Source organism: Pelagibius sp. Alg239-R121, assembly GCF_947331435.1.
In the GTDB taxonomy this organism is placed as follows: Bacteria; Pseudomonadota; Alphaproteobacteria; order Kiloniellales; family Kiloniellaceae; genus Denitrobaculum.
Map to the genome: position 1 here is coordinate 555300 of NZ_CAMZOF010000004.1, position 12516 is coordinate 567815.

A 12516-nucleotide genomic window follows, 5' to 3' on the forward strand; every position below is an offset into this window, starting at 1 on the left:
GGAATGCAACTGCGTTTACTAAAAGTCAATGCAAACGGTGGTAGGAATTCAAGGCAACTAGAGGGTTCCAGAAGCCGGAGCCGCCTTCTTTACAATTCCTTAACAGCGGAAATCCCCGCAGCGTGGTCCATGTTCAGAGCCCTCAGCAGAAAAGATGATAGAAACCTGCTTTTCGCGCTGTTGCTTGTCGCGGTTGCGGCTTTGTCGACGACTTGGTTTTTGAACGATCAGGCCCGCATACACCTGCTCAAGGAACAAGGGCTGCGGTCCGCTAAACAGTGGGCCATGTTTCTCGCGACCCATATTCACGATCTCGAAAGTATTCTCAGTTCCGGCGAAGTATCACAGGAGACCGCACAGGTCCTGAATTTCGCCACCCAAGCAGGTGGTGTATTCCGCTATAAAATGTTCGGTCCTGACGGCACGATTACCGTGGCATCGCGCTCAGAGGATCTGGGTAAGGTGAATACCAAGCCGTATTTCATCGCACAGGTGCAAAAAGGAGAAACCTTCGTCAAGATCGAGGAGAGCGAAGCGTTTGGCGAAGACCGGACTGTCGTCAGCGAAGCTTATGTACCGGTCATGACTGCCGGTGTGTTTCGCGGTGCCATTGAAGTCTACGTCGATATGACGCCGAAGGACGCAGAATTCCGCGATGTCGGATCGTATATATTCATGGGGATCGCTGCTCTTTTGCTTCTTGTCGGTCTGGCTTGGTCGTTTTTCGTGCATCGCAGCCTTCTGGAGCGCAATGCGCGTGAAGCTGCAATGCTCGACACACAGGCGGAATTGAATAGGCGGCTGGATGAACTTCAGGACGCACGGGAACGGGTTGAAGCGGAGGCAGTGAAGCAAATCGCGCTTGCGGAGGAGCTTTCTGTCGCGCGAGACGAAGCCAACGCGGCCAACAAGGCAAAATCACAATTCCTGGCTACAATGAGTCACGAGATCCGCACGCCTATGAATGGCGTACTTGGTATGATCGGTATTCTGTCGGATACCAGCTTGACCGACGATCAGCGCAAGTACACCAAGCTGGCCAGGGATTCAGCGGAAAGCCTTCTGTCGATCATCGATGACATTCTCGACTATTCGAAACTGGAAGAAGGCCGTATCGATCTTGAATCGGTGGATTACAGCCCCGAGCAGGTGATCGACGGTGTGGTTTCTCTGCTGTCCTCAAAAGCTGCCGATGTTGGGCTGACCCTGGCGACAGAAGGAACCGCTGACCTGCCGACCTGGTTGCGTGGCGATCCGACCCGGCTTCGGCAGATTCTATTCAACCTGATCGGTAATGCTGTGAAGTTCACTGAGAAGGGCGGGGTTCGCGTTATAGCGACCTTTAAGATGGTTGAAGAGGAAGTTGAACTCAGAGTTGACGTCAAAGACACGGGAATTGGCATACCAAAAGAGGCGCAGAGTAAGCTCTTCGCGCGCTTTTCCCAGGCCGACAGCTCAACGACGCGCCGTTTCGGCGGCAGCGGCCTTGGCTTGGTAATTTGCAGGCAACTCGCACAAATAATGGGCGGCGGCGTGGGTCTTCACAGTGAGCTTGGGCAGGGCAGTACCTTCTGGTTCACGATCCGCAGCGCGATCGGCGAAGCGCCGGTTGAACAGCCGCGGACAGAGGATTCCCAGGAGGGAGATGACGGTCCTCTCAAGCTGAAGATTCTGATCGCGGAAGACAATACCGTGAACCAGCTTGTGGCACGGACCATGCTGACCAAGGTCGGACACGAGGTCGAAGTGGTCAACAATGGCGCTGAGGCCGTTGCTGCGGTTCAGGAGGCCGTCTTCGACCTTGTGCTGATGGACATCCAGATGCCGGAAATGGATGGACCCACCGCCACGATGGAGATCCGCAAGCTCGCGCCACCGCTATCTGAAACACCCATCGTGGCCCTTACAGCAAATGCGATGGCCGGTCACCGTGAAGAATACCTGGCTGCGGGGATGAACGATTATGTCACTAAGCCCATCGATCCACGACAACTCTTCGCGGCCCTGGCGAGGGTGGCGAAGGCTCGTGATGATGAGACCGCGCGCGACAAGGAACCAGTGAATACCGGCGCGGCACCTGCTGAGATCCATGAGAGCACTCAACAGGAGACGACTCAAGAATTGCGGCACGACCCGTCTGCTGTAGTGCAACGGCCAGAGCCAATTGCTGTGAATGACTCGCGTGAAGAGCCGATGGGGGTGGTGTCTGAAACCATCGCTGTTGAAGAAAAGGATACCGACGTGATAAGCGAACTTCCGATTTTCGATCATGACAAATTCAACGAGTTGCGCGAAGCACTCGGTGACGAAGGCTTGCACGAAGCCCTCGCCTGTGTGCCGGCCGAAGCCTCAAAGTCGCTGGCTCAAATCAAGGAATCCATCACTGCAGGTGATCTGGAGAATGCGCAGCGGGCCGCCCACTCTATCAAGGGAATGGCGAGCAACTTCGGTGCCATGCGTCTGCTCACCATCGCGCGCGAAATCGAGGTCGAGAGTCCCGATATCGATACGGTGTCGCAAAAGCTCGTCGATCTCGAGGAGACCTTGACCCAGACCCAGGTTGAGATCGATCAGCTGAAATCGGCTTAAGGGTTGTCCGAGCTACCTATTGCCGGACCAACGAGGTGGAAAGCAGATGCGAAAGATTGCGATCATTGATGACGTTTTACCGAACGCCCTTCTGCTAAAGGGCTATACCAGGCGTCTGGAGGATGTCGAGGCTTTCACCTTCACCGACCCGGTGGAAGCCCTCAGTTGGTGCGCGGAGCACATACCAGACCTGGTGATGCTCGACTACCTCATGCCGGAGATGGACGGTACCGAGTTTCTGCAGCATTTTCGCAAAATCGAGGGATTGATCGATATTCCGGTTGTCGTGATTACAGCTGCCGAGCAGAAGGAAGCGCTTTATTCGGCGCTGGAAGCTGGCGCCAACGATTTCTTACGCAAGCCGGTCGATGATCTGGAACTGATAGCGCGTGCCAACAACATGCTCCAACTGCGTGCCCGACAGCTTGAACTGGCGGAGGCCAATGAGCGCCTTCTTGTTCTGGCAACGACAGATTCGCTGACCGGCCTCGCCAATCGCCGCCATTTTCTGGATAAGTTACGCGAAGAGATCGCGCGCTGCCAACGTTATGGGCGGCCCTTTTCCGTTGCGATGGTCGATGCCGATCACTTCAAATCGGTTAATGACACCTATGGACACGAAGTCGGTGACCGGGTCTTGAAACGCCTCTCCAATCTCATGTCTGGTGAGGTCAGGGACGTCGATTGCGTCGGACGGCTGGGGGGCGAAGAGTTCGCGATCCTCTTGCCTGAAACCGAGGTTACGGGTGCAAAGATATTTTGCGAACGTTTGCTTACTGCCATTCGCGAGACCGAGGTTGATACGGATGAGGATGTTCTTCGCTTTACCGTCAGCATGGGCTTGACCGAAGTCTGCAAAGGTGAAGAGAAAACCGACGTTATTCTGAACCGGGCTGACGAAGCGCTGTACGAAGCCAAGGAAGGCGGCCGCGATCGTGTCGTCATTCACGAGCAGAGCAGCGACAAAATCGAGAATATTGCCTAAGGCACATAGCCAGAGTCAGGCTTTTCTGCATAATACGCTCTGTCTTTAAGCGGCCGATGACGTCAGAGGTTGCTTCTGGAAGCGCTCTTCCGCGATGCGATCCGCCGCCTCGAAGGTTGGGACCCCTGACACTTGAGAGCGCTTGAAGATCTCCCGCAGAGTGTCATGGATCTTCGCGACATGAGCGAAGGCCTTTTCCTGATTGTAGTCAGGTCCTTCGTGGCTGATGTTGATCACGCCGCCAGCGTTGATCACATAGTCCGGGGCGTAGAGGACGCCACGCTTGTGCAGCTCGACACCGTGACGGGGCTCGGCGAGCTGATTGTTTGAAGATCCGGCAATAACAGGGACCCTAAGAACTTTCAGCGTTGCATCATTGATGATTGCACCCAGGGCGCAGGGGGCGAAGACATCCGCTTCCACAGCGTAGATGGCATCTGTTGCGACCGCTGTTGCTCCAAAAGTCTCTACGGCACGCGTGATGGCTGCCTGATCAATATCGGTGACGATCAGTTTGGCGCCGTCATCGGCAAGATAGCGGCAGAGATTCCACCCCACGCTGCCAAGTCCCTGGACAGCAACGGTTAGACCCGACACCGATGCGCGGTTGAGGCGGTGCGCGACAGCGGCCCGGATTCCCATATAGACGCCGTAGGCGGTTGAGGGGGAGGGATCGCCGGCACCTCGTTCAGGTGTGCCGGCAAAAAATTCGGTTTCCTTGGCCATCATTTGGACATCGGCGACAGAAATACCCACGTCTTCAGCCACGCAATAGCGGCCGCCCAGGCTGTCGACAAAGCGTCCCATGGCTCGGAACAGGGCATCGGACTTCATGGTCTTGGGGTTGCCGATGATCACAGACTTGCCGCCGCCCAGATCCAGGCCGGCAAGCGCCGACTTATAGGTCATCCCGCGAGACAGACGTAAAGCATCCGTCAATGCGTCGTCATCACTGTCGTAAGGCCACATGCGGCAACCGCCGAGGGCAGGGCCACGGTTCGTGTTGTGAATGGCGATGATGGCTTTCAGTCCGCTTTCCGCGTCATTGCAAAAGGCGACTTCTTCGTGACCGTCGAACTCAGGATGGGAAAAGGGCGTCATGGCGATCCTCAACTGTGGCCTGTTCAGCAGCGGGAGCGTTTGATCCCCGCTTGAGTTTTCTGTCGGCCGATGCTGGCCGAAGCAGCGCTTCAAACATCCCTGTTCGTTTGCCGCTATTGTAAGTGTTATGTCTTAAAAATAGGTATTCAACGTAAAAATATGGAGAATAAACAGATAGTTATTATGCAAATGCAGTCGTTGAAATCGCTTTTCGAAAGTGTTGATTAGAATCACATCTCTGAAATAATGTTTCTGCTGTTGATGAGAGAAATAAATCTGTTGCAGTGCAGCGAGAAGAGTTTGGAAAAGAAGTATTGAGGCCGGAAAGATGTTTCGGAATAGATGCCGTTATTTGTGAAAAAGAAAAGCGACGAAGGCTTTTCCTCGCCATCCGCCGCTCTCCAAATTTTGAAATATTATTTCGCGACTCTGCGTAATTCGCCGGGTCGTCAAATTCCTTGGACCTTACAATTGGCCCGAAATCGATGATTCCAGCATAGCCTTGAGTGCCGGCACTTCCAGGGGGATCGGGTTGCCCGGAGCTGTCGGGTCGACAACGGCCATCTCGGCGATCTCATCGATCCGATCGGTGCCAACCCCGATCTCTGCGAGGCTGTGCTGGATCTTCAAGTCACTGCGCATCTTCAGAACCCATACCATGAAGGAGTCAAAAGATGGATCCGGGAGCTCCAGCCAGGCGGCCAGGCGGGTAATCTTGGTTTCAATGGCGGGTCGGTTGAACTTCAGTACATAAGGCATGACAACGGCGTTGGTCAGGCCGTGATGAGTATCATAGAGCGCGCCGATCGGATGGCTGAGGGAGTGGATTGCGCCCAGACCTTTCTGAAAGGCGGTTGCACCCATGCTGGCAGCGGAGAGCATATGGGCGCGAGCTTCGATATTGGTGCCTTCGGCGACGGCAGTCGGCAGCCAATCCTTGACCAGACGCATTCCTTCGACAGCAATGCCTTCGGCCATGGGGTGATAACCGGGCGCGCAATAGGCTTCCAGACAATGGGCAAGTGCGTCCATACCCGTCGCCGCGGTGATATGTGGAGGTAATCCTACTGTGAGCTCGGGGTCTGAGATCACCACGCCGGGCAGGAACTGCGGATGGAAGATGACCTTCTTAGTATGGTTCGCTTCGTCGAGGATCACAGAGGCACGCCCGACTTCCGAACCCGTGCCTGCAGTCGTCGGCACTGCAACGATCGGCGCAATCTTTTCGCTGTCGGCACGCTTCCAGTTGTCGCCGACATCTTCAAAGTCCCAGATCGGCCGGGTCTGGCCCGACATGAAGGCGATGGCTTTGGCGGCGTCCAGGCCGCTGCCGCCGCCCCAGGCGATGACGCCGTCGTGCCCGCCCGCATTAAAGGCCGCGACGCCGTCTTCGACGTTCTTGCCGATTGGGTTGGGTTTGACGTCGCTGAACAGACCCGTCGGCAGGCCATCAGCAGCGTTGGCCGCAATCGCATCCGTGACCATCGGTAACGCCGCGAGGCCGGGGTCCGTGACCAACAGCGGCTTGCTCATGCCAAGGCTGCGGCAGGCAGCCCCTAGGTTCTTGATCCGGCCAGGGCCGAAGAGGATCTGGGTCGGATAGCTCCAGTTGGCTTTAAAGCTCGCGTTGGTGTCAGTCATGGTTCGATCGCTCTTAAAATTCGGTCGCCGGTGAACCGGGGACGGATGGTTGTTTCGATTGTTTACTAGACGGCAGTCCGCAGGTGAAAGGACTTTGGCCGGGTCAGTTGCTCGTAGCCAACCTGAGACAGGCTGCATCCGCGTCCTGAATCCTTCACGCCGGTCCAGGCCAGTGCAGGATCCAGATAGTCGCAGCGGTTCATGAACCAGGTGCCGGTCTCGATACGGTCTCCGATGGTCAGCGCCGAGTCCTCGTCCGTGGTCCAAATGGAGGCGGTCAGGCCGAAATCACTGTCGTTCATCAGGCCTATGGCTTCTTCGTCGGAGGCTACCTTCATCAGCCCTACAACAGGCCCGAAGCTTTCCTCGGTCATCACGCGCATGGAGTGATCCACATCGGTCAAAACCTGCGGCGCAAGATAGGGCGTCCCCTCGCGGTCCATGGCGAATGCCGTTGTATCAATCAGGGCGCTGGCACCTTTGGAAATGGCTTCGACAGTCTGGCCGCGCACGAAGTCGGCGGCTGAGGCACGGACCATCGGCCCGAGATTGGTTTCGCCCTCCAGCGGGTTGCCCAACCGGTAACCGCGTGCCAGGTCTGCGTAGCCTTCGACAAAGCGATCGTAGACATCCGAATGGATGTAGATGCGCTCGATCCCGCAACAGGACTGCCCACTGTTGAAGAAGGCGCCGTCGACCAGGGTTTCGACGGCATGTTCAAGCTTGACGTCGGGCCGGACGTAGGCGGGATCCTTGCCCCCGAGTTCCAAGCCCATCCCGATAAAGCGCTGAGCGCCTGCTTCCTGAACAGCCCGGCCGGCGTTGACCGAACCGGTGAAGGCGACGAAGTCAATTCCCTCGCTGCCAATCAACTTTAAAGCATCGCTGTGTCCAAGGTGCAGAAACTGAAACAACCCGTCGGGCAGACCCGCTGCCGTGAAGGCTTCGGCAAAGCGCTCGGCGCAGAGTGGGGTTTGCGCTGAGTGCTTCAAGATCACCGCATTGCCGGCCATCAAAGCCGGGATGACCGAATTGACCGCCGTCAAATAAGGGAAATTCCAGGGAGCGACGATAAAGACCACACCCAGGGGATCGCGGCGGATGAAGCGGGTGAAGCCTTCTTTTGGTTCGACGGCGACGTCCGCCAGAACCTCCGGCCCAATCGCAATCATGTGGCGTGCACGCTCCTCGAAGCCCGCGACTTCTCCCGGCGACTGACTCAGCGGCCGCCCCATCTGCCAGGTGATTTCCTCAGCGATCTCGTCTCGCTTTGCCACGAAGGCGTCGATTGCTTTTGTCAGAAGCGCCTGCCGTTCAGAAAGGGGCGTGAATTTCCAGGAAGCCTGGGCGGCTTTAGCCTTTTCCAGCGCCGACGCTATATCGCTTGATTGTGCCAGCGGGCGTTCCACGTAAACGCTGCCGTCGACCGGCGAAACACACTTGAGGCTGTCAGCCATAATTCCTCTATCTCCTGACAAATTCCGAGTGACTTTATAGAGGTGAAACAAGATGCTGCAAGGGAAGTCGTGCAGGGTTGAAACCTGTGCTGTGGTTCAACTGGTTTGAACAGGCGAATCCAGTGGTTTTAATTGGGATTGGAGCAAGGTGACAATGGCCTCTCAAGCTCAAAAGCATCTGGTTATCTTGTTTGATCTGGACGGCACTCTGACGGATCCATTCGAAGGGATCACGCGCTCTGTCCGCTTCGCTCTTGAGGAGCTTGGCCGCTCTGCGCCGCCGGCAGGGGAACTGGCCTGGTGCATCGGACCGCCTCTGCTGCAGTCGTTTGAGCGATTGCTGGCAGAACAAGGCTACAAGACGAATGAGAGGCGAACTGATGTGGCGATCGAAACCGAGGCAAAGGAGGCTTTGCGGCTGTACCGGGAGCGCTTTGCCGATATTGGGATGCTCGAAAACCAGGTCTACGATGGTATCCCTGGCGTGCTGGAAGAACTCACGGATGCCGGATACCGTCTGTTCCTCGCGACCTCGAAGCCTCGGGTCTTTGCAAAACCCATCCTTGAGCATTTCGATCTGGCGCGTTGGTTCCAGGGGATTTATGGCTCGGAGCTGGATGGTACCCGCAGCAATAAAGGCGACCTGCTCGAATTTATCCTACTGAGTGAAGGGATTTTGCCGGAACAGGCCACGATGGTCGGCGACCGAAAGCACGACGTCGAGGGGGCGCGTCGCGTTGGTCTGAAGGTGCTCGCCGTCAGCTACGGTTATGCCGAGCCGGGTGAACTGAAAGCGGCAAAACCCGACGCCGTCGTGGAATCGCCCGTGGACCTGCTGGCCGGCCTCGAAACACTCTTCAATCGCTCCCAGGCGTAATGCCTAATTCGGCTAAGAGTTCGGCTTCGGTAACCCGAGGGCAGTCGTCCCTGAAGTCGTAGCGTTCCGGCTTGGCGTCGATGTAGATATGCCGGCCCAGCTTCAGATCCTCGGAGAAATCGAAACTCTCCGCCGACACGATTGTCATTGCGTCCGGGTTTTCGGCCAACCGCCAGAACAGGCTGCTGCCGCAGCGTGCGCAGAAACCGCGTTGCGCCCAATCCGTACCTTGATACCAAGCCAAGCCTTCTTGGTTCGTGAAAATTGGTTTTCCGGGACAGTGAACAGCCATCAAGGGACCGGCGGTCCATTTTCGGCACATACCGCAATGACAGATATTGTAGACGGCCTCAGGGACTGTAATATCAAACGTTACTGCGTTGCAGAGGCATGCCCCGCTGCGTAGCTGGCTTGCCGTCATGGCTTGCACCTCCCGTGTCAGCCTGCCCAATTGAGGGCTGGAATTATGCCCGAGCTGACGCGGGAAGCAAAGATGCCCGTTACTTTATGATTGCAGCCTTTGGGGTCGCCTGCGCGGTTTCCCTGCCGTTTTTGAGCAGGACTGTTCGCGCGACCCGAAAACCGATGTCGTTCCTTCGGACGTCAGGCTCCGCACGCCCGCGATTGGCGGCACGGGTCTGACCGTAGAAGCTCTTCCAGGAGCCGCCGCGAATGCTGTGGGCTTGGCAGCTTCCTTCTGACCGTGCGGCGCCATTCGCCGGGGCACCGCGGTAGGTTGGAACATAACAGTCTTCGACCCACTCCCAAACGTTGCCCAGCATATCGTGGAGCCGGAAGTCGTTGGCCGGATGCTGACCGACAGGAACGGTCATGCCGGAACTGCGAGTGTTTTCAGCATAACAGTACCGGCAGTTGCCAATGTCCAGTCCTGACAGATCGATAGCATCCGACTGGGCCCGGGCGGCGTATTCCCACTCGGCCTCACTCAGTAAGCGATAGTCCATGCCGGTCTTTTTGTTTAGCCAGGTGATATAGCTCTGTGCGTCATGCCAGGAGACATTGACCAGTGGCCGCTGTTGCCGGCCCCAGTTCTCGTCGTTTGGTGTATGGCGGCAACCGCCTTCCTCGACGCAGGTCGACCATTCCTGAAATGTGACTTCGTAGAGACCGACTGCAAAGCCGTGGCGGAGTGTGACTTCATGCCTCGGTTTTTCGTCCGTTTCACCGCGGCGCGAGCCCATTTCAAAGGTTCCGGGCGCCACCACGACCATCTTGGGGCAATCGACGCAATCCTGAACCAGAGTGCCGGATTTGTAGATCTTGCTGTCGGCGGAAATCGGTTTTTCCGGCGTGCTCGTGCAGGACAGGGTAAGCAGGGCGCCGACGGCTATTGTCGCAAACCGGGTGCCAATTAATCCGAACCTTGGCATCCGTGTTGGCACGGACACCGCGGGACTGTCGGTTTCTCCCTGTCGAATAGACGAAAGCCTGGGCATGGCGCGGGTTCTCGCTCAGTAAGTCTTTAATGATCGGGTAATTAAAGGGGAAGGGGTGTTAATTACCGATTAATCGATCAAAGTTTAACTAACTGATTTTGCGTAGAATTTTAGCAAAATACCCACGCATATCAAGACTGCGGGCAGCGCTGCAGGTACTAAGGCCGCGCCGTCAGGCCGCCGTCCACAATTAAATCGGTTCCCGTGATGTAACTCGCTTTGTCAGAAAGCAGGAACAGAACCGCATCGGCAATATCCTGTGGCTGACCAACCCGCCCGAGAGGGATCACCCCCGCAGTCGCCTTCTTACTGTCGGGATTGCCGACCCAGCGAGCCTGCATGGGCGATTCGCAGGGGCCGGGTACCACGCAGTTCGATCGGATGCCATCCCCCGCGAATTGAATTGCGAGGGATTTGGAGAGAGAAAGGATTGCGGCTTTCGAGGCCTGGTAGGCATCCTGCGGTTTGTCGTCGCCACGCAGGGCCTGGGTGCTCGCGATATGGACCATGGCGCCGCTCTGCGATTTCTTCATCAGGGGCACTGCGTGACGGGTTGTGTGCACTATAGTTTTCAGGTCGATCTCGAGAACCTTGTCCCAGACGTCCAGGTCTATCTCGACCATGGAGACATCGCGGTCGAACCACAACACCCCTGCGGCATTGACCAGGCAGTCCAGGCTGCCTTGCTGGTCAAAGGCCCGTTGCATGGCATCTGCAACAAAGGCATCGTCCGTCAGATCGCCTGCCAGGAACTGAAAGCTGCCGCCCTCCTGCAGGAGCTCTGCTGGGCAAGGCTTGACGTCGATGGCCGTGACCATTGCCCCTTCAGCGAGCAAACCCTGCGTGATTGCGAGCCCCATACCGCCGCCCGCGCCGGTGACGACAGCCGTTTTTCCCTGAAAGGTCATTCTGCTTCTCTATACTAAGCGCAACGCTTGCTAAAAAGTTTCGTCTGATACCAATGTCTCGGATCAGATGATTTCGAAGTAGCGCTGCATTTCCCAATCGGTGATGGCTTTACGGAATTCGCGTTCTTCCCACTCTCGGGTTGCAGCGTAATGGTCGACGAAGACATCGCCGAAGAGTTCACGCGCTGCCTTGGACTTGCGCAGGCGCCCGGCAGCTTCCATCAGGGTGGCGGGCAGTTTCCGCTTGGCCGGAAACTTGTGCTCGTAGGCATTGCCTTGGATCGGGGCATCGGGCTCGATCTTATTCTCGATGCCCCAGAGGCCTGAGGCGAGTGCGCCGGCGACTGCGATGTAGGGATTGATGTCGGCGGCAGCCAGCCGGTACTCGACCCGCTGTGACTTCGGGCTGCCTGGGATCGCTCGCAGGGCACAGGTTCGGTTTTCGATTCCCCAACCCGCGTCGGTCGGCGCCCAGAAACCTGGGATGAGACGCGTGAAGCTGTTGACCGTCGGGGCGATCATGGAAAGCAGCTCCGGCATCAATGCCTGCTGTCCGCCGATGAAGTGACGCATGGTATCGCTGATGTTATGCGGCTTCTTCGGGTCATGGAAAACCGGTTTGCCTTTTTTGCCTTTAAGGGAGATGTGGATGTGTCCGGACTGTCCCGGCCAGTCCGGCGACCACTTGGCCATGAAGGTCGCCATCCAGCCGCGGCGTTGCGCCAGGATCTTGGTGTAGGTCTTGAACAGCGCGGCTTTGTCTGCGGCCTCCAAGGCGTCGTCGTGGCCGATGGCGGCTTCCAGGACACCGGGACCGGTTTCCGTATGCAGGCCTTCGATCGGCATGTCCATCTCCTGGCACATGTTCAGGAGGTCCTCGTAGAATTCCGCATGGACCGAATTGCGCAGCATGGAGTAGCCGAAGAAGCCCGGCGTGATGTTGGTCATGTTGCGGTAGTTTTTTTCGCGAACGGATTCGGGCGTTTCCTCGAATAGGAAGAATTCGAATTCGCAGGCGGCGGTGGCAGACAGTCCCATGGCATCTGCGCGTTCCAGGACGCGGCGCAGCGTTCCCCGCGGACAGACGTCTTCAGCCCGATCCGTGAATTCAGCCAGGAACAGCAGCATGCCGTCCTCCATGGGCAGTTCGCGGCAGCTCTCGGGAACAACACGAACCATCGCGTCCGGATAAGCCGTGTCCCAGCCGGTGATCGAGACATTGTCATAGAGCTGGTCATTCGAATCCCAACCGATGATGACGTCACAGAAGCCAAAACCGCTGTCCAATGCCGAAAAGAATTTGTCTTTTGACATGTATTTGCCGCGCAAAACGCCGTCGACGTCAAAAATACCGACTTTGACGTGATCGAAGCCGCGTTCCTCGACGATGGCGCGCGCGTCGGCTGCTGTTTTTACGTTTCTCGGATTCATCTCAATTCCCCCGGGGTACAGGCGTTTCGTTTGCGCCTTTGTCTGTCGTGTTTCATTTTACGGGCTGATC

The 12516-nt window shown here is 56.9% G+C and carries 10 protein-coding genes; 3 read left to right on the plus strand and 7 right to left on the minus strand.

The window, feature by feature from the left end; translation table 11 throughout:
* Nucleotides 1-129 precede the first annotated feature (129 nt).
* Both QMZ18_RS16105 and QMZ18_RS16110 read left to right on the plus strand, forming a co-directional pair.
* Entirely contained in the window at nucleotides 130-2589 is a 2460-nt protein-coding gene (locus QMZ18_RS16105) for an ATP-binding protein (RefSeq protein ID WP_282607332.1), read from the plus strand.
* Nucleotides 2590-2635: 46 nt separating this feature from the next.
* Entirely contained in the window at nucleotides 2636-3574 is a 939-nt protein-coding gene (locus tag QMZ18_RS16110) for a diguanylate cyclase (RefSeq protein ID WP_282607333.1), read from the plus strand.
* A 45-nt stretch (nucleotides 3575-3619) separates the two neighbouring features.
* Here QMZ18_RS16110 and QMZ18_RS16115 read toward each other — a convergent pair whose 3' ends face one another.
* The 3 genes from QMZ18_RS16115 to QMZ18_RS16125 form a co-directional block, all read right to left on the minus strand.
* Nucleotides 3620-4675, minus strand: coding sequence for a Glu/Leu/Phe/Val dehydrogenase dimerization domain-containing protein (locus tag QMZ18_RS16115; protein ID WP_282607334.1), 1056 nt, complete (start codon nucleotides 4673-4675; stop codon nucleotides 3620-3622).
* 465 nt (nucleotides 4676-5140) lie between these two features.
* A complete protein-coding gene (locus QMZ18_RS16120) occupies nucleotides 5141-6316 on the minus strand; it encodes an iron-containing alcohol dehydrogenase (RefSeq protein WP_282607335.1) in 1176 nt (391 codons plus the stop codon).
* A gap of 65 nt (nucleotides 6317-6381) precedes the next feature.
* Nucleotides 6382-7773 (minus strand): aldehyde dehydrogenase family protein, encoded by a 1392-nt coding sequence (locus tag QMZ18_RS16125; protein ID WP_282607336.1) that lies wholly within the window; start codon nucleotides 7771-7773, stop codon nucleotides 6382-6384.
* A gap of 154 nt (nucleotides 7774-7927) precedes the next feature.
* On the opposite strand from QMZ18_RS16125, the gene QMZ18_RS16130 reads away from it, so the two are divergent.
* The gene (locus QMZ18_RS16130; protein WP_282607337.1) at nucleotides 7928-8650 is read left to right on the plus strand and encodes an HAD family hydrolase; all 723 of its coding nucleotides are present in this window, start codon (nucleotides 7928-7930) and stop codon (nucleotides 8648-8650) included.
* Here QMZ18_RS16130 and QMZ18_RS16135 read toward each other — a convergent pair.
* The 4 genes from QMZ18_RS16135 to QMZ18_RS16150 form a co-directional block, all read right to left on the minus strand.
* Complete coding sequence (locus QMZ18_RS16135; RefSeq protein WP_282607338.1) at nucleotides 8631-9071, minus strand: GFA family protein; 441 nt, start codon at nucleotides 9069-9071, stop codon at nucleotides 8631-8633. The genes QMZ18_RS16130 and QMZ18_RS16135 overlap by 20 nt on opposite strands.
* A 79-nt stretch (nucleotides 9072-9150) precedes the next feature.
* Nucleotides 9151-10107: a formylglycine-generating enzyme family protein gene (locus tag QMZ18_RS16140; protein ID WP_282607339.1), complete on the minus strand. Its 957-nt coding sequence runs from the start codon at nucleotides 10105-10107 to the stop codon at nucleotides 9151-9153.
* Between the two features lie 158 nt (nucleotides 10108-10265).
* The gene (locus QMZ18_RS16145) at nucleotides 10266-11015 is read right to left on the minus strand and encodes an SDR family NAD(P)-dependent oxidoreductase (RefSeq protein WP_282607340.1); all 750 of its coding nucleotides are present in this window, start codon (nucleotides 11013-11015) and stop codon (nucleotides 10266-10268) included.
* 63 nt (nucleotides 11016-11078) lie between these two features.
* Nucleotides 11079-12446, minus strand: coding sequence for a glutamine synthetase family protein (locus tag QMZ18_RS16150; RefSeq protein ID WP_282607341.1), 1368 nt, complete (start codon nucleotides 12444-12446; stop codon nucleotides 11079-11081).
* Between the last annotated feature and the right edge of the window lie 70 nt (nucleotides 12447-12516).